The organism is Maribacter sp. MMG018 (assembly GCF_018100785.1).
In the GTDB taxonomy this organism is placed as follows: Bacteria; Bacteroidota; Bacteroidia; order Flavobacteriales; family Flavobacteriaceae; genus Maribacter.
Genome location: NZ_JAGJEC010000006.1, coordinates 21,075 through 37,647, shown reverse-complemented (window position 1 = coordinate 37,647; position 16,573 = coordinate 21,075). Strand labels below are relative to the sequence as shown.

Genomic DNA, 16,573 nt, shown 5'->3' with positions numbered 1-16,573 from the left:
TATGAAAGAAGTTTTACGAAGATCACTTACCGGAGCGGTTTATATAATCCTATTATTATCAGCTGTCTTTTTAAGTTCGGACGCCTTCGACTTTCTATTCATGATTTTTGGCCTTGCTTGCCTATACGAATACAAACGTCTTGTAAAACTAAAGGGATATTACATCTTTTTAGCTTATCTAGGACTTTGGTGGGCCTATATATATTTGATAAACGACCTTGTCTTGATCAATATTTTAATGTTTTTCACCATATTGACCGACCTATATCTTTTATATTATCTCTTTTCCAAGAAACCAAAAACATTTTCTGGCCTGCATAAGTTTCTTATAGGTCTATTTTATATTGGTGGTGGCTGTATTTTCCTTACCATGATACCCTATAAAAATGATGCTTTCGCCAAGCTTTTGATAATGGGTATTTTTATTTTGATATGGGTAAACGATTCTTTTGCCTATATTGTCGGAAAGACCTTGGGCCGCACAAAGTTATTTCCTTCGGTTTCCCCTAAAAAAACTGTGGAAGGAACGATTGGAGGTTATATCTTTGCCTTGGGTGCTGCCTACATTATGGGAACCCAAGAGCAAATTATAGGCCCTGGCCAATGGATGTTGCTTGCCAGTGTTATTGTTATCACTGGTAGCTTAGGCGACTTGATAGAATCTAAATTTAAAAGAATGGCCGGTGTAAAGGACAGTGGAGCTATACTGCCCGGGCATGGAGGCATGTTGGATAGATTGGACAGTCTGGTCTTTGCCGCACCTTTTGCTTACTTAACATTAAATATTTTTACCTATGTTTCATAGAGAGGGTCAAAAAATTATATTGATAACCTTTTTTATTGTTGGGCTAGCTGTTCTTCTCGCCCATTTTTTTATAGATATTGCATGGCTTAGACTTGCAGTACAAATTACAGCTGCCATTATCTTAGTATTGATTTTACAGTTTTTTAGAAATCCCACAAGAAGGGCGAACAAATCATTTGACGAAATACTGGCCCCGGTAGATGGTAAGGTAGTGGTAATCGAAGAAGTAGAGGAGAACGAGTATTTTAAAGACAAAAGAAGGCAGGTCTCTATTTTTATGTCACCTATTAATGTTCATGTAACCAGATACCCCGCTAGCGGCAAAATAAAATACTCTAAATACCATCCAGGAAAATATTTAGTGGCATGGCACCCCAAATCTAGCGAAGAAAATGAAAGAACTACGATCGTTGTGGGAACACCCAAGTTCGGAGACATACTTTTTAGACAAATCGCGGGCGCTATGGCCAGGCGTATTGTCAACTACGCAGAAGTTGGAGAAAGTGTTCAACAAGGAGACGATTCAGGTTTTATTAAATTTGGATCAAGGGTAGATTTATTTTTGCCCCTAGATTGTCAGATTAACGTAAAACTAAATCAAAAGGTAAAAGGTGCCCAAACCTGTATTGCCACATACGTGGACCCCAATGAAAAACAAGAAATTACATACTGATTTTAAAGAAGCTGTTGAGTTTGTTAATTCATACGAGTCGCCCATACCGGCAGATGTGTTGCTAAAACTATACGCCTATTACAAGGTTGCCAACAAAAACTACAACCATCCCGGTAGCAAGACTCCTTTGATAAATGCTTTCAAGGCAAATGCATTGATTCAGGCAAAAAACGTTAACCGTGAAGAAGCCATGAAATCATATGTAGAACTGGTAAACAAAGAGTTAAGAAATTAACTACTCATATAAATCGTTTAGGTCCGCGTTACATATATCAGAAAACAATTGCCCGACCTTTGAACAAACATCCTTAAAAAAACGCTCCCCTTTTTCGGTATTTGCATATTCTGGATTTCCAGTACCTGTATCCTCACTAATTTTCGACCATTGCCTTTCTGCCCACACACCGCCTTCAGAAAATGCCTTGATCTTAAATTTTTTAAACCTACCCTTGCCCCATTCCGATTTTGGCAACACCAAATCGGGTCTAATATAGAGCATTAAGCTCGTTTCCATTTCATCAGCATGATCACCTTCTTCTTGAAAATACATAGACTTGTCGAACATTTGCGGGAAGAAACAAAAACTAATGAACATCTTAGGAAAAAGAAGTCCCAATTCTCTCACCAAAGGCTTAAAATTATTTCCACCATGACCATTAAAAATCAAAAGCTTATAAATACCCTGAGAATTTAATACGGTAATTAGATCTTTAAGAATGGCCAATTGAGTGCTGGGATTCAGATTCATATCCAGATAAATATCTTTTTGCCCTGTATTTACCCCATATGGAATAGTGGGCAATACAACAACCTTATCTCCTCTCTCCCATGATATTCTTGCAGACTCCTCTACAATGGCCTCTGCCTGATAATTATCGGTTGCATAAGGCAAATGGTAGTTGTGCGCCTCGGTGGCACCCCAAGGTAAAATGGCCAGTTCAACATTTTCATCCTTTAGATGTTTCCAATTGGTTTCTGATAGTATATACGGTCTGATCATAATCTTATTTGATTTACATAGTGGCTTTGGTCATACTACCATAACCATGTTTAATTTAAATTGACCCAGTGTTTACTTTATATCTTAAGCCGAACAAAATATTTATCTACCTCATCGATAGCATTTTATTATGGTAGGCGCAGTATATAACCTTTACTGTGTACGTTTTCAATTCTAATATTAGGATCCATCTCAAGGTACTTTCTAAGGCGCGTTATAAAAACATTCAGGCTTTTTTTATTGAAATAATCGTTTTTGCCCCAAAACCGTATCAATATATCTTTATGCGGACAAAGTTGATTTTTTTTATCTACCAAGTATTTTAGCAGTTCGCTTTCCTTTACGGTCAAGTTTACTTTTTGACCGTTATACGAAAGCTCTTGATTTAAAGAATTAAAATCATACTCCCCTACTTTATAAACCGGTGTCCGCTCATATGTCGGCTGTTTATCCTTTAACCTTGATAAAAGCCGCTCTATTCTAATAACCAGCTCTTCTTCATCTATCGGTTTTTTTAAGTAATCTATGGCCCCTATATGAAAGCCCTTTAAGACATCTACCTTTAGTGATTTCGCCGTTAAAAAAATAAAAGGCAGGTTTTGATAGTTATCATTAATTTTTTGCCCCAAAGTAAAACCGTCCATTTCTGGCATCATCACATCCAAGATCGCTAAATCATATTCCGATTTTTCCAATTCAATAAGTGCGTCCTTTCCATCTTTCGCCCAAGCAACCTCAAAATTCTTGATCTTCAAATACTCGGACAACAAATAGCCTAACGACTCATCATCTTCTACCAAAAGTATTCGTGCTCTATCTTTTCTCATTTTCGGCTGGTATTACCAAAGTTATTTTAGTTCCTATATTCTCTTTACTATCGATCAACACCCGACCTTTATGTTCTTCCATTATCTTTTTTACATAACTAAGACCCAGACCATACCCTTTTACCTGATGTAAATCTCCGTTGGTAACACGATAAAATTTTTGAAATATTCGTTTCATATCCTCTTTGGAAACCCCTTTTCCATTATCGGTAACCTCAATATGCAATTTATCGTTTTTAGTATAGGCTTTAAGATAAATCTTTGGTTCATCGGCATACTTTTTGGCATTGTCCAATATATTGTTGATTGCATTTTCTAAATGAAAAATCTCTGCCTTAACAATGTATTCCCCTGACTCCAAATCATAGGCAAATTCACCCTCTTCTATAGACATCAACGTTTTAAACTCTTCGCAAAGTCTTTGTAGTCGAGGTCTAAGATTTATGGTCTCCAAGGTAATTACTTTCTTCCCAGACTCCAAACTTGCCAACTCTAAAACCTTATCTATATGAGTAGACAAACGTGTTACCTGTTGTTTTATAATGCCCAACACAGGTCTCTGTTTTTCGCTCGCTGTCTCACCCAATATTCTGGTTGCCAAACCAATAGAAAAAACCGGTGTCTTTAACTCATGCGTAAGATTATTTATAAATTCATTGGTGGTCACAATTAAACGACTCTGCCAATAATAGGTTCTCAACACCCAAATGACCGTGATACAAATACCGATCAAAAATAAAATACTGGGCAAGGTGAGTCCGTTTAATTTCGACATAAAAAAACCGTACAAATTATTAAAACGAAGTTCTAAAAACATAGACTTTCCGAGCAATTCAGGAAGGTATCCCTCTAACTCTATTTTATAAGTATCTACATTCTCGCCTTTATCAAACTGAACGGGAGAACTAAAGTTATATACACTATCTTGTGAAAAAAGACGAAAAGAATAGTCAGAATCGACCCCTCTGTCCACCAATTTATTTTTAATATAGTCATCTAAAAAAAGATAGGACACCTCCTGTACGCTATCTGCCGTTATATTATGGAAAGGAGTATCGTTCTGCAGTGTATTACCAAGAAAATAAGTTAGTCTGCTTTTAGATTTGAGCCCTTCTTTTATAACGTCTCCCGCATTTTCTACTTTTGAATTGAACTGAACCTTGGCCAAGTCCAATCCAATCTTAAGATACTGATATTGAATAATGGACAACCCCACAATCGATATTACAAACAAGGCCAAAAAAATATTCTTCGTTTTCAAGACTTTTACAAAATAAACTATAAAAATTGCTGTTGGCTTCTACCCTTCAGCCTCACTGTCCCCCATGGTTTTTCCAAATGCAGTGCCAATTACCCTGCGAAACATCTAGAAAGTAGTTAAGTTACTGTTTTTAAACAAAACCTTTTGGTCAAGCACCGGCACAACCCATAAAAAATCCGGGTTTGCTGTGTAAACAAAGCAAACCCGGATTGGTTTAAAACTATAAGACTTACCTACTACAAAGGTTTACGTCCAGAAATAATGTTGTAGAGTATTACCACTACCGCAATTACTAAAAGAATATGCAGCAAGCTACCGGTTGCAAGACCAGGCACAATACCCAGCATACCCAAGATCCAAATAATAATGCAAATAACCGCTACCAACCATAAAAGACTTCTCATAATACAAGTGTTTTAAATTCAAAAGAAATTTAAACGTAAAACACAGAAAACAAGACTCTTAACCGTACAAATATTAACTCATACGGGATTATGGCGTAGCTACCCTATCCCAAATTGGCCAAACTTTTTTCCAAGGTTTCAATTTTAGCCTCTGCATCCGCTTGTTTTTTACGCTCCATGGCTATCACCTTTTCGGGAGCATTGTTTACAAACCTTTCATTGGATAACTTTTTTTGAACCGAAACCAGGAAGCCTTTAGTATAGGCCAACTCTTCCTTTATCTTGGCAATTTCGGCCTCCACATCTATTGCCCCGCTAATAGGTATAAAGTATTCATTCGACTTTACCCTAAATGAAAGAGCCCCTTCTACAGTATCGTCCACATATGAAATCGAGGTAACGTTGGTCAACTTCATTATTACGGGATCCCAATTTTTACCTACTTTCTCTTCGTTCAATACCGATACTTCCAATGTTTCTTTCATTGGAATATTTTTTTCTTTACGTATGGTACGGATACCGGAAATAACTTCTGACGCAAATTGAAACTGACCGATCAAATCCGCATCTGTCTTTTGGGTCTTTGGCCATTCGGCTACAATCAACGCCTCCTCTGGACTGCGTTCAGAGATATGTTGCCAAACTTCTTCCGTTAAAAATGGCATAAAAGGATGAAGCAATTTCAGGTTTTGTTCAAAAATATCGATAACCTCATCAAACGTTTTCTTGTCTATAGGTTCTTGGTAAGCAGGTTTTATAATCTCTAACAACCAAGAACTATAATCGTCCCAAACCAACTTGTAGGTGGCCATTAAGGCATCAGAAATACGATACTTGCTAAAATGGTCCTCTATCTCCCTTAATGTTTGGTCAAATTTGGCACGGTACCAAGCAATCCCCAATTTTGAAGCTTCCGGTTGTGGTATATCTGCAACTTCCCAACCTTTTACCAATCGGAATCCGTTCCATATTTTATTGGCAAAATTTTTCCCTTGCTGGCATAGGTCTTCGTCGAACATTAAATCGTTGCCCGCGGCCGAACTCAATAACAGACCAACCCTGACACCATCTGCACCATACTCCTCTATCAACTTTAAGGCATCCGGGGAATTGCCCAAAGATTTAGACATTTTTCTTCGTTGTTTATCACGTACCAACCCAGTGAAATAAACATTCTGAAAAGGTCTTTTCCCTCTATATTCGTAACCCGCAATAATCATACGAGCCACCCAGAAGAAAATAATATCGGGCCCGGTAACCAAATCGTTGGTAGGGTAATAATAATTGACCTCTTCGTTATCTGGTTCTAACACCCCATTAAAGACACTCATTGGCCATAACCAAGAAGAAAACCATGTATCCAAAACATCTTCATCTTGTTTTAGGTCTTTCAAGGTAAGATCTTCTTTTTTTGATTTCTCTTTGGCCAATGCCAGAGCTTGTTCGGGGCTCTCGGCAACTACAAAATCATCTTGGCCATCACCAAAGTAATAGGCCGGTATTTGTTGCCCCCACCACAATTGCCTCGAGATATTCCAATCTCTGATATTTTCCATCCAATGGCGGTAGGTATTATCGAATTTTTTTGGAAAAAATTTAATGTCGTCCGACTCTAAAACTGCTTTAATGGCAGGTTTTACAAGGTCCTCCATCTTTAAAAACCATTGATCGGACAAACGTGGCTCTATTACCGCCTTGGTTCTTTCGGAGGTGCCCACTTTATTCAAATGCTTTTCTGTCTTTACCAAAAAGCCTTTTTCTTCAAGTTCTTTGGCAATTTCCTTTCTTACCACAAACCTGTCCTTGCCCTCATAATGCAGTCCAAAAGAATTTAATGTCGCATCGGCATTAAAAATATCTATGGTCTCTAAATTGTGTTTTTCACCTAAAGCTTTATCATTGACATCATGTGCCGGGGTCACCTTTAAACATCCCGTACCAAACTCAATATCTACATACTCATCCTCTATAATGGGGATTACACGATTGCACAGGGGAACAATGGCCTTTTTCCCCTTTAAATGCTTGAAGCGTTCATCATTAGGGTTGATACAAATGGCGGTATCCCCTAAGATGGTTTCCGGTCGCGTAGTAGCTATGGTCACTTTTTCTTCCGACCCCTCTATTTGATATTCCAAATAATACAGTAAGCCTTGTTTTTCCTCATAAACAACCTCTTCATCCGATAAGGTCGTCTGGGCCTCAGGATCCCAATTCACCATTCGGTACCCCCTGTATATAAGACCTTTGTTAAAAAGGTCCACAAACACCTTAATAACACTGTCATAACGTTCGGCATCCATGGTAAAAGCGGTACGTTGCCAGTCGCAAGAACAACCCAATTTCTTTAATTGTTCTAAAATTACCCCTCCATACTCATTTGTCCAATCCCACGCATGTTTTAAAAACTCTTCCCTAGTCAGGTCGTTTTTATTGATACCTTGATCTTTTAGTTTTGCGACCACTTTTGCTTCGGTGGCAATAGAGGCATGATCGGTACCTGGCACCCAACAAGCATTTTTACCCATAAGACGAGCACGCCTAACCAGAACATCTTGAATGGTATTGTTCAACATATGCCCCATGTGCAAAACACCGGTCACGTTCGGAGGCGGTATTACTATTGTATAAGGCTCCCTATCATCAGGAGTGGAATAAAAAAACTCGTTCTTCATCCAGTAGTCGTACCACCGAGCTTCCACCTGATGTGGCTCATATTTTGAAGGAATTTCCATATTTGGAACAGTTTTTGAAATAATTGATATACGGGTAAAAAATAAAACGGATCAAAGATATTTTATAATCATTTACCGTTTTTTTTACCAACTTTAAATACGAAACAAAAATAAGTAACGTTAGAGTATAACAAAAGGATTTTGAGGTTGATCTGAAAAGAATTAATTTTGAGATTCGCACTAAACAAAAAAATGATGAAAAAAATAGTACTTGTATTATTTGTCGCGATGATCGGTTTAAGTGTCAAAGCACAGGAAAAAACGGCAAAAATTGAGTTTAAAACAGAAACTGTAGACTATGGTGAAATCGCAAAAGGATCGGATGGTATCCGAGTTTTTGAATTTACCAATACGGGAAACGCACCATTAATTATCAGCAATGTACGATCTAGTTGTGGTTGCACGATTCCTAAAAAACCGGAAGACCCTATCATGCCAGGTAAAACCGGTGAGATTCAGGTGAAATACGATACAAACCGTGTAGGCCCTATTAGAAAAGCCATCACTGTAACTTCTAATGCGGACACACCTACTAAGATTTTAAAGATCAAAGGAGAAATCAAAGCTGCTAGCAGCGGTACTAAATAACATGTAGTTTCTCTTATAAAAATTAAAAGCCCTCTTTTTTAGAGGGCTTTTTTATTTAAATAGATCTTTAAGAACCAAACTGAATAAAAGATTGCTATTGGACCGTTCCACCAGCACCTTTACTTTTTTCCCCTCCTTATTGTTCAACATCTCTAGAATCTGCTGAATTTTATATCGGTGAATACGTTTACCGTTTACGGCCAAAATAACATCACCTTCTTGCAGTCCTGCAAAATGTGCCGGACTTCCGGCCCTTATTCCCGAAACTACTATTTCGGGCACCAGACTTAACCTAGTAGCACCTTCCAGTAATATCTGCACATCGCCATAGGACCTATCGTTATTATAAACCACTCCATTGCCGTTGGTTATTCTTTCTGAAACGTAACGGACACCTGCATGTTGCAAATCTATTCCGCTCATATTATAATGAAACGGTTTTTTAAAATTCGAATTTTTTTTGAACGATATTTTCCCATGGGGATAATCAAAAACAATATTAAAACGCTTCAGCACCTCTCCGCCCAAACTACCATTTCTATTCCCTAGGTCCTTTATCGCATTAAAGGTCAACATATCGGGAAAAGCGGCCTTGGCATCCTTTAAGCTAAAATCACCGATCTTTATACTATGCACTTTCGTTCGTTTACCATAAATATTACCTGCCAGCCCTTTGCCCAAATAATCTTCATAATTCTTCTCCGGCAATTTGATGCGTTCATCCTCAAAAAGCCAAATAGCGTCACTACTACCTGTATCCAATAACATTTTTACCGGTACATCCCTTTCCCCGTCCAAAGACACACTGGCATCTAAATACACTTTCTTATTAATGACATCAATATCGAAAGTTTGATATTTTTTATTTGATTTTCGAGTATAATTACCCGGTTCATAAAACTTGATGGTCTTAGAGGAATAATTGATATCCACCACAAAATCCCTAAAAAGGTCATAACCAATAATACCGTGCACCGGAATACCCAAATAGGGAGAAAAATTGATACCGGCATCCATTACCACATACAATTTCTGAGACGGATTTTCAATATCTCCCAACTTAAAAAAATTACCTTGAGAACTCAACACACTTATAGGATCACCTTCCCCTAGCCCATTTATGGTAACTTCGGAAACATTTCTCAACTCAATGGAGTCTTGATTCGCCAGATTGAACAATATAGGTGTACTAACCCCCGAATCCATTACAAAAGATAATTCGGCCCCATTGACATTAACGGGTATTACCATTAGGTTATTTATCAACTCGAAGTTTACTTTAACGTATTTCTCACCTTTGGGCAAAGAGTATCCTTGCGATACCACAAAGGCGGGAAAGCAAAGAGACAAAATGACGATAAGCCGAAAAATTCTAAATAACATATTACATACCAATAAATTAACCTTCCTATAAGATACGATATTTATCTTTTCAAGACCTTATTTTAACACTCTTTTTCGAATACTAAATAAAGTTGGCTTCTATTGTAGAATAGGGAATGATTTATCACTTTTGTGAAAAATTTAAATGTATGCCATCCATATCTAAAAAGGGGCTCTCCATGCCCCAATCACCAATAAGAAAATTGGTGCCCTATGCAGAAAATGCCAAAAAAAAGGGAATCAAGGTAATTCACTTGAACATTGGCCAACCAGATATTAAAACGCCACAGATAGCGTTGGACGCGGTTAAAAACAACAAAATCAACGTTTTAGAATACAGCAGAACCGAAGGATCGGAGAATTACAGAAAAAAAATTGCAAAGTATTACGCTAACAACAATATCAATGTAACGGCAGATGAGATTATTGTTACAACGGGTGGATCCGAAGCCCTATCTTTTGCCATGGGCAGTATTGCCGACAACGACGATGAAATAATTATTCCGGAGCCCTTTTATGCAAACTACAATGGTTTTGCTACCGCCAGTGGGGTGAAGGTAGTACCCGTGGTCTCAAAATTGGAAGACAACTTTGCCTTGCCTCCTATAGAAGATTTTGAGAAGCTTATAACACCAAGAACCAAAGCCATTCTCATCTGTAATCCAGGCAACCCTACCGGGTATCTATACAGTAAGGAAGAAATTAAAAAGTTGGCACAGATCGTAAAAAAGCACGATCTATTTTTAATTGCCGATGAAGTATATAGAGAATTCACCTACGACGACAAAGAACATTATTCCATTCTACAAGAAGAAGGCCTTGACAACAACGCCATCATTGTAGACTCGGTGTCTAAAAGATATAGTATGTGCGGGGCAAGAATCGGGTTTCTTGTTTCAAAAAACAAAGAAGTGATCGCGACGGCCTTAAAATTTGCCCAAGCAAGATTATCGCCCCCGACGTATGCTCAAATAGCGAGTGAAGCAGCGTTGGATACCCCCCAAAGCTATTTTGACGAGGTAAAAACGGAATATGTGACCAGACGAAACCTATTGATTTCTGAACTGGAAAAATTAGAAGGTGTTAAGGTTGCCCGTCCACAAGGTGCTTTCTACTGCATCGCAGAGCTACCCGTATTAGATGCCGATAATTTTGCCCAATGGCTTCTAGAGGATTTTCAACTGGATAACGAAACGGTCATGGTCGCACCTGCAGCAGGCTTTTATGCCACTAAAGGGCTAGGCAAAAACCAAATAAGAATTGCCTATGTACTAGACCAAGAAAGCCTAAAAAGGGCCGTTTATATTATCGGTGAGGCACTTAAAAGCTATAAAGATTAATGGATATCAAAAAAGATTTTTCTCTAAAAGCTTACAATACTTTTGGTATTGATGCCAAAGCGGATTTTTTTATAGAGGTAAACACGGTCGATGAACTTCAGGAAATATTAAAGAACGATGCCTTCCCCCAGAAATTTATTCTTGGGGGAGGTAGTAACATGTTAATTACCCAAAATATATCTGCATTGGTCATTCATGTCAACATTAAAGGCATTGATATAATCGCTGAAGAAGAAGATCATGTAGAAATAAAGGTCATGGCCGGCGAAAACTGGCACCAAATGGTACTCTGGACCTTAAGAAACGATTTTGGGGGACTAGAGAACATGTCTCTGATCCCCGGAAACGTTGGCACGGCGCCGGTTCAAAACATAGGGGCCTACGGTGTTGAACTTAAAGATTGTTTTACAAGCTGCGAAGCCGTTCGTAGAGAAGACCAACAAATCGTTACTTTCTCAAAAGAAGATTGTGAATTTGGATACAGGGACTCATACTTTAAAAACAAAGGAAAAGATAAATATGTCATCACTTCCGTTAATTTTAAGCTCACAAAAAAAGACCATACGATAAACACCGGATATGGCGCAATAGAAACGGCCTTAAAAGAGCGTAATATCTCCAGCCCCACCATTCAAGATGTTTCCAATGCTGTTATAGGCATCAGGAACAGTAAACTTCCAGACCCAAAAGAATTGGGCAATAGCGGAAGCTTTTTTAAAAACCCCATAATTACAGAAAAGGATTTTCACCTATTTATAAAAAAACATCCGGAAGCCCCTTATTACAAAATATCGGATACCCAATACAAGATTCCCGCAGGTTGGTTAATTGAGCAATGTGGTTTTAAGGGAAAACGATTTGGCGATGCCGGGGTACATAGCAAACAAGCGCTGGTACTAGTAAATTATGGTAATGCCACCGGCCAGGAAATTCTTGCCTTGGCACATAAAATCATAGAAAAAGTCAAGAACGATTTTGAAATTACCATAACCCCCGAGGTTAACCTAATAAAATAACCCCCAGAAAAACTCCGGGGGTTATACCAAACCAAACTAACCAAAAACTAAGTGGCAGTTACCAGCTGCACACTTATGAGAGATATATTTTTAGATAACGCCTCTTTAACAATCAATTTTATAAATTAGCGTTTATTGATATACGGAACGACAAACCTTTTTGGATGTTTATAGATTAAAAAACTTTAGGTTTGTCCATTATATATGAGCACACTACTTGAAAAACATATAGTTGAACTTCTACAGGAAAGGAATGACAAAGCCATATCCCTTCTGTACGATCATTACGGAGACACTCTTTTGGGTGTTGCAAACAAAGTACTGCGAAACGAAGAACTTGCCCAAGACGTACTTCAGGAAAGTTTTGTGAAAATCTGGAAAAAAGCCGATTCTTACGACCCTACCAAAGCCAAACTTTTTACATGGTTGTTTCGCATTACAAGAAACACCGCTATCGATAAATTAAGAAGTATCAATACAAAAACAGATAAGGAAATCCAAATAGACGTTTCTGACGTATATAATTTAGGCGTAGATAGTATTAGGCCAGAATTCATGGATGTTGAGGAACATCTGGATAAGATAGAAGAAAAGTACCAAATAGTGTTAGATGCCCTATTTTTTCAAGGCATGACACAACAGGAAGCAAGCGACGAACTTAATATTCCTTTGGGCACCATCAAATCTAGACTCAAAATCGGACTTCGTGAATTACGTAAAGTTTACGGGCCTGCCATGATTACGTTTCTTTTAAATATAATAGGATGAAAGAAAAAATTAAAATATTCCTGGACTCGGATTTATTGGAAAAATACCTCCTTGGAAACACCACAGAGATAGAATCGCTGAAGGTTGAGCAGTATATTGCCATGTACCCAGAAGTAAGAGAGACCTATAACGAGCTGCAAGAAAGTTTGGAAATTTTTGCCAAACTGCACGCCGTAAAATCTCCGGAAGGACTTAAAGAAAAGATTACGGCCCGGATCCGTTCAGAACATCAGGGAAGAAAACGTTTCTTTAGATATGCCATCGCTGCAAGTTTTGCCGCGGTCATGTTTGCAGGGGCATCTTTTTTCTTCTGGAACCAAAACCAGGACCTTCAGGAAGAAAATACCGTTGTTAGCAACAAGATCAAGCTTTTGGAAGCCGATATGAAACAGCAATTGGAAGATGTAAGAAATCAGTTCATTGTACTGAACAATCCAAGTACAAAAAAATATAATGTAAAAGGAAACCAAAAAGCAAAAGAGCTAAAGGCGGTCGCTTACATCAACCCGGTAAAAAAATTATCGTACATCAATGTAAAAAAACTACCCCACCTACCTGAAGACCAATGTTACCAGATGTGGGCAGAGGTAAACGGCGAAATGTTGAACCTGGGCATTATAGAAGAAGGCGGGGACGGTCAAAATCTTATGGCCCTACCATATGCGGAAAATGCCGTCGGTTACATAACCATAGAACCAAAAGGGGGCAACCAAAACCCGACAGTAGATAATATAGTAGCCAATATCGCCTACTAAAACATCTTAACACATAAAGTAATCTTAAAGCCCCGAATCGGGGCTTTATTTTTTTACCTTTGTACAAAATTTCAAAAGATGAAACTGATATTACTCACTATTGGACTTTTAGCATTGGCATTTTCTGGAATAGCCATTAAAATTTGGGCAAAAAAAGATGGCAAGTTCGCAGGCACCTGTGCAAGCCAGAGCCCCTATTTAAACAAAGACGGCCAAGCATGCAGTATGTGCGGCAAAATGCCAGATGAACAAGATTGTAAAAGAGAAACTGTTTCTTAAAAAACAGCACTTGTCACATCTAAAAAAAAGAGTTCTTTCTACTTAGCATATATATTGAACGAAACCGTAAAAGACATAATAGCAAAAGCAAAAGAAGGTAATCAAATAGCATATAGCAGATTGCTGGATATGTTCTGGAACGATGTTTACGGATTTCAACTGAAGCGTACCGAAAATGAAAATGATGCGGAAGACATCACCATACAAACATTCTCAAAGGCCTTCGACAAAATAAAGACCTACAACGAAGACTACCGTTTTAAAACATGGCTGATCGCCATTTCCAAGAATATCCATATCGACTTGGTACGCAAAAGAAAAAAAAGTCTATTGGAAACTAGACGAAACGAAGAGGCGATCCAAAAGGTTTTCGATGATTCCCTTTCTATGGAAGACCAGTTGATCCAAGAACAAAACCTTGCCGATCTTTTAAGGGATATAAAAAGTTTAAAACCCCACTACCAAGAAGTAATAAACCTGAGATATTTTAATGAGCTTAGTTATGCCGACATCTCAAAAAAACTCAACGAACCCATGAACAATGTAAAGGTAAAGCTCTTGAGGGCCAAAAAGCTTTTGGCTGAAATTATCCGGAACAGAAGATAGGCTCCTAGACAATTCAAACCACAGACGAGTTATTATCATTTAAAAAATACTAGCTCTTTTATCATAAAAGGGTTTGCATCTTTACTTCGTATATTTGTATAAAAATTAGGCATGTCTACAGCTGTAAAAGAAAATAACGCACCACCAAAGGGAAAACCGAAATGGTTAAGGGTTAAATTACCTACAGGAAAAAAATACACTCAACTTCGTGGATTGGTCGACAAGTACGACCTACACACTATTTGCACCTCTGGTAGTTGCCCAAATATGGGAGAATGTTGGGGCGAAGGTACCGCTACCTTTATGATCCTTGGAAATGTATGTACCCGTTCTTGCGGATTTTGTGGCGTAAAGACCGGGAGACCCGAAAACGTAGATTGGGAAGAACCGGAAAAAGTAGCACGCTCCATCAAAATAATGAGTATAAAACACGCCGTAATCACATCGGTAGACAGGGATGACCTTAAAGATATGGGGTCAATTATCTGGGCCGAGACCGTTAAAGCGATACGAAGAATGAATCCGTCTACCACCCTCGAAACCTTAATACCTGATTTTCAAGGAATAGAAAGACATTTAGACCGTATTATCGAAGTATCGCCCGAAGTCGTGTCCCACAACATGGAAACCGTAAAAAGACTGACCAGGGAAGTAAGGATACAGGCTAAATACGAACGTAGTCTAGAAGTTTTAAGGTATTTAAGGGCCAATGGTGTCAACAGAACCAAATCAGGTATTATGCTAGGCCTGGGAGAAATGGAAGAAGAAGTTATACAAACAATGCAAGACCTTAGAGACGCCAATGTAGATGTGGTTACCATTGGACAATATCTGCAACCTTCAAAAAAACATTTGCCCGTAAAAGAATTCATTAAACCTGAACAATTTAAAAAATACGAAGAAATAGGGCTGGAAATGGGATTTAGACATGTAGAAAGTGGAGCTCTAGTAAGGTCGTCCTACAAAGCCCACAAACATATAAATTAACACTTTAAGCCCATATTGGCCTAATATTTCAACAGACCTAATGGGCCAATCATCTTAATTGACCGAAAAAACCTATGAAAAAGGTTAATGTAGCCATCAATGGTTTTGGTAGAATTGGAAGAACGTTCTTCCGACTTCTTCAAGATAAACCTCATATAAACGTAGTTGCCATCAATGATCTGGCAGATTCTAAAACACTTGCCCATTTACTAAAATACGATAGTATACATGGTATCTATTCGGGCAATATTACCCATGACGAATCGCATATTATCGTGGACGATAAGTCGGTAAAACTTACCAATATCAAGGATCCCAAAAAGATAGATTGGGGCCGATCGAACATAGATATTGTGTTAGAGTGCACCGGAAAATTCAAGACCAAGGACATTCTTGACCATTACATTAAGAACGGGGCCAAAAAAGTGATTCTTTCCGCTCCCCCATTGGACGATGATATCAAAATGATCGTCTATGGTATCAACGAGCAGAGTTTAAAGGAAGAAGATAATATAATTTCCAATGCCTCTTGCACTACCAACAATGCAGCTCCGATGATAAAGGTGATAAATGATCTTTGCGGTATAGACCAAGCATATATTACCACGGTACATTCTTACACGAGCGATCAAAGTTTACACGATCAACCGCATAGAGATTTGAGAAGGGCACGAGCGGCGGCACAATCTATAGTGCCTACCACCACAGGGGCGGCAAAAGCGCTGACACGTATTTTTCCAGAATTGGCCGAGGTAATAGGCGGTTGCGGTATCAGAGTACCGGTACCTAACGGATCATTGACAGATATTACCTTCAATGTAAGAAGAAATACCTCAATCCAAGAAATTAATGATACATTTGAGAAAGCATCAAAAAATGAACTCAAGAATATCCTTTGTTATACGGAAGACCCTATAGTATCCATAGATATAAACAATAGTTGTTATTCTTGTACGTTTGATTCTTTAATGACATCTGTTATAGGTAAAATGGTGAAAATCATTGGATGGTACGACAACGAAACCGGGTATTGCAATAGATTGATAGACTTGATAAATTTAATGGTAAGAAAAAAACATATTTGAAGACGTCTTACGTACATAGGATTATCTATTATCTTATCCCCTTATGCTTTATGTTATTAGG

At 38.2% G+C, this 16,573-nt stretch carries 18 protein-coding genes; 12 read left to right on the top strand and 6 right to left on the bottom strand.

All coding sequences use genetic code 11. The features are described from left to right. Position 1: 1 nt before the first annotated feature. Genes J8L85_RS17055 through J8L85_RS17045 form a run of 3 tightly spaced genes read left to right on the top strand, consistent with a single transcriptional unit; the run spans position 2 to position 1,713 of the window. Positions 2 to 805 (top strand): phosphatidate cytidylyltransferase, encoded by an 804-nt coding sequence (locus J8L85_RS17055; protein ID WP_211019332.1) that lies wholly within the window; start codon positions 2 to 4, stop codon positions 803 to 805. Next, on the top strand, positions 795 to 1,478 hold the full coding sequence (locus J8L85_RS17050) for a phosphatidylserine decarboxylase family protein (protein WP_211019330.1): 684 nt from the start codon (positions 795 to 797) through the stop codon (positions 1,476 to 1,478). Before J8L85_RS17055 ends, J8L85_RS17050 begins: the two co-directional genes overlap by 11 nt. Then, positions 1,453 to 1,713 carry an acyl-CoA-binding protein gene (locus J8L85_RS17045; protein WP_211019327.1) on the top strand — a complete coding sequence of 87 codons (261 nt, stop codon included), beginning with the start codon at positions 1,453 to 1,455 and terminating at the stop codon, positions 1,711 to 1,713. Before J8L85_RS17050 ends, J8L85_RS17045 begins: the two co-directional genes overlap by 26 nt. Here the strand turns inward: J8L85_RS17045 and J8L85_RS17040 are convergent, their stop codons facing one another. The 5 genes from J8L85_RS17040 to J8L85_RS17020 form a co-directional block, all read right to left on the bottom strand. Continuing rightward, positions 1,714 to 2,478, bottom strand: coding sequence for a creatininase family protein (locus tag J8L85_RS17040; protein ID WP_211019324.1), 765 nt, complete (start codon positions 2,476 to 2,478; stop codon positions 1,714 to 1,716). It lies immediately after the preceding gene. 128 nt (positions 2,479 to 2,606) lie between these two features. Beyond that, positions 2,607 to 3,305: a response regulator transcription factor gene (locus J8L85_RS17035; RefSeq protein WP_211019322.1), complete on the bottom strand. Its 699-nt coding sequence runs from the start codon at positions 3,303 to 3,305 to the stop codon at positions 2,607 to 2,609. Beyond that, positions 3,292 to 4,566 carry a HAMP domain-containing sensor histidine kinase gene (locus J8L85_RS17030; protein ID WP_211019320.1) on the bottom strand — a complete coding sequence of 425 codons (1,275 nt, stop codon included), beginning with the start codon at positions 4,564 to 4,566 and terminating at the stop codon, positions 3,292 to 3,294. The genes J8L85_RS17035 and J8L85_RS17030 overlap by 14 nt, the downstream gene beginning before the upstream one ends. A gap of 236 nt (positions 4,567 to 4,802) precedes the next feature. Continuing rightward, positions 4,803 to 4,970 carry a lmo0937 family membrane protein gene (locus tag J8L85_RS17025; RefSeq protein ID WP_047244661.1) on the bottom strand — a complete coding sequence of 56 codons (168 nt, stop codon included), beginning with the start codon at positions 4,968 to 4,970 and terminating at the stop codon, positions 4,803 to 4,805. Between the two features lie 104 nt (positions 4,971 to 5,074). Next, the gene (locus J8L85_RS17020; RefSeq protein WP_211019318.1) at positions 5,075 to 7,705 is read right to left on the bottom strand and encodes a valine--tRNA ligase; all 2,631 of its coding nucleotides are present in this window, start codon (positions 7,703 to 7,705) and stop codon (positions 5,075 to 5,077) included. 195 nt (positions 7,706 to 7,900) lie between these two features. On the opposite strand from J8L85_RS17020, the gene J8L85_RS17015 reads away from it, so the two are divergent. Then, the gene (locus tag J8L85_RS17015; RefSeq protein ID WP_211019429.1) at positions 7,901 to 8,293 is read left to right on the top strand and encodes a DUF1573 domain-containing protein; all 393 of its coding nucleotides are present in this window, start codon (positions 7,901 to 7,903) and stop codon (positions 8,291 to 8,293) included. Positions 8,294 to 8,344: 51 nt separating this feature from the next. Here J8L85_RS17015 and J8L85_RS17010 read toward each other — a convergent pair whose 3' ends face one another. Beyond that, positions 8,345 to 9,676, bottom strand: a complete 1,332-nt coding sequence (locus J8L85_RS17010) for an aspartyl protease family protein (RefSeq protein ID WP_211019316.1) — start codon at positions 9,674 to 9,676, stop codon at positions 8,345 to 8,347. 149 nt (positions 9,677 to 9,825) lie between these two features. On the opposite strand from J8L85_RS17010, the gene J8L85_RS17005 reads away from it, so the two are divergent. The 8 genes from J8L85_RS17005 to gap all read left to right on the top strand — a co-directional run bounded on the left by J8L85_RS17005 (position 9,826) and on the right by gap (position 16,512). Further along, positions 9,826 to 11,016 (top strand): pyridoxal phosphate-dependent aminotransferase, encoded by a 1,191-nt coding sequence (locus J8L85_RS17005; protein ID WP_211019314.1) that lies wholly within the window; start codon positions 9,826 to 9,828, stop codon positions 11,014 to 11,016. After that, positions 11,016 to 12,032 carry a UDP-N-acetylmuramate dehydrogenase gene (murB, locus tag J8L85_RS17000; RefSeq protein WP_211019311.1) on the top strand — a complete coding sequence of 339 codons (1,017 nt, stop codon included), beginning with the start codon at positions 11,016 to 11,018 and terminating at the stop codon, positions 12,030 to 12,032. Before J8L85_RS17005 ends, murB begins: the two co-directional genes overlap by 1 nt. Positions 12,033 to 12,236: 204 nt before the next feature. Then, a complete protein-coding gene (locus tag J8L85_RS16995; protein WP_211019309.1) occupies positions 12,237 to 12,800 on the top strand; it encodes an RNA polymerase sigma factor in 564 nt (187 codons plus the stop codon). Continuing rightward, positions 12,797 to 13,555, top strand: coding sequence for an anti-sigma factor (locus J8L85_RS16990; RefSeq protein WP_211019307.1), 759 nt, complete (start codon positions 12,797 to 12,799; stop codon positions 13,553 to 13,555). Before J8L85_RS16995 ends, J8L85_RS16990 begins: the two co-directional genes overlap by 4 nt. A 78-nt stretch (positions 13,556 to 13,633) precedes the next feature. Then, entirely contained in the window at positions 13,634 to 13,834 is a 201-nt protein-coding gene (locus J8L85_RS16985; RefSeq protein WP_211019305.1) for a membrane or secreted protein, read from the top strand. Positions 13,835 to 13,888: 54 nt separating this feature from the next. Then, complete coding sequence (locus J8L85_RS16980; RefSeq protein WP_247656713.1) at positions 13,889 to 14,440, top strand: sigma-70 family RNA polymerase sigma factor; 552 nt, start codon at positions 13,889 to 13,891, stop codon at positions 14,438 to 14,440. A gap of 111 nt (positions 14,441 to 14,551) precedes the next feature. Further along, entirely contained in the window at positions 14,552 to 15,427 is an 876-nt protein-coding gene (gene lipA, locus J8L85_RS16975) for a lipoyl synthase (protein WP_211019303.1), read from the top strand. 74 nt (positions 15,428 to 15,501) lie between these two features. Further along, positions 15,502 to 16,512, top strand: a complete 1,011-nt coding sequence (gap, locus tag J8L85_RS16970; RefSeq protein WP_211019301.1) for a type I glyceraldehyde-3-phosphate dehydrogenase — start codon at positions 15,502 to 15,504, stop codon at positions 16,510 to 16,512. Positions 16,513 to 16,573 lie beyond the last annotated feature (61 nt).

What these genes read in the sequence shown, in the direction of transcription:
- J8L85_RS17055 (WP_211019332.1), top strand. Translation starts at nt 2, where the DNA reads ATGAAAGAAGTTTTACGAAGATCACTTACCGGAGCGGTTTATATAATC.
- J8L85_RS17020 (WP_211019318.1), bottom strand. Translation starts at nt 7,705, where the DNA reads ATGGAAATTCCTTCAAAATATGAGCCACATCAGGTGGAAGCTCGGTGG.
- J8L85_RS17010 (WP_211019316.1), bottom strand. Translation starts at nt 9,676, where the DNA reads ATGTTATTTAGAATTTTTCGGCTTATCGTCATTTTGTCTCTTTGCTTT.
- J8L85_RS17050 (WP_211019330.1), top strand. Translation starts at nt 795, where the DNA reads ATGTTTCATAGAGAGGGTCAAAAAATTATATTGATAACCTTTTTTATT.
- J8L85_RS17035 (WP_211019322.1), bottom strand. Translation starts at nt 3,305, where the DNA reads ATGAGAAAAGATAGAGCACGAATACTTTTGGTAGAAGATGATGAGTCG.
- J8L85_RS17040 (WP_211019324.1), bottom strand. Translation starts at nt 2,478, where the DNA reads ATGATCAGACCGTATATACTATCAGAAACCAATTGGAAACATCTAAAG.
- J8L85_RS16990 (WP_211019307.1), top strand. Translation starts at nt 12,797, where the DNA reads ATGAAAGAAAAAATTAAAATATTCCTGGACTCGGATTTATTGGAAAAA.
- murB (WP_211019311.1), top strand. Translation starts at nt 11,016, where the DNA reads ATGGATATCAAAAAAGATTTTTCTCTAAAAGCTTACAATACTTTTGGT.
- gap (WP_211019301.1), top strand. Translation starts at nt 15,502, where the DNA reads ATGAAAAAGGTTAATGTAGCCATCAATGGTTTTGGTAGAATTGGAAGA.
- J8L85_RS17025 (WP_047244661.1), bottom strand. Translation starts at nt 4,970, where the DNA reads ATGAGAAGTCTTTTATGGTTGGTAGCGGTTATTTGCATTATTATTTGG.
- J8L85_RS17045 (WP_211019327.1), top strand. Translation starts at nt 1,453, where the DNA reads ATGAAAAACAAGAAATTACATACTGATTTTAAAGAAGCTGTTGAGTTT.
- J8L85_RS17015 (WP_211019429.1), top strand. Translation starts at nt 7,901, where the DNA reads ATGAAAAAAATAGTACTTGTATTATTTGTCGCGATGATCGGTTTAAGT.
- J8L85_RS16995 (WP_211019309.1), top strand. Translation starts at nt 12,237, where the DNA reads ATGAGCACACTACTTGAAAAACATATAGTTGAACTTCTACAGGAAAGG.
- J8L85_RS17005 (WP_211019314.1), top strand. Translation starts at nt 9,826, where the DNA reads ATGCCATCCATATCTAAAAAGGGGCTCTCCATGCCCCAATCACCAATA.
- J8L85_RS16985 (WP_211019305.1), top strand. Translation starts at nt 13,634, where the DNA reads ATGAAACTGATATTACTCACTATTGGACTTTTAGCATTGGCATTTTCT.
- lipA (WP_211019303.1), top strand. Translation starts at nt 14,552, where the DNA reads ATGTCTACAGCTGTAAAAGAAAATAACGCACCACCAAAGGGAAAACCG.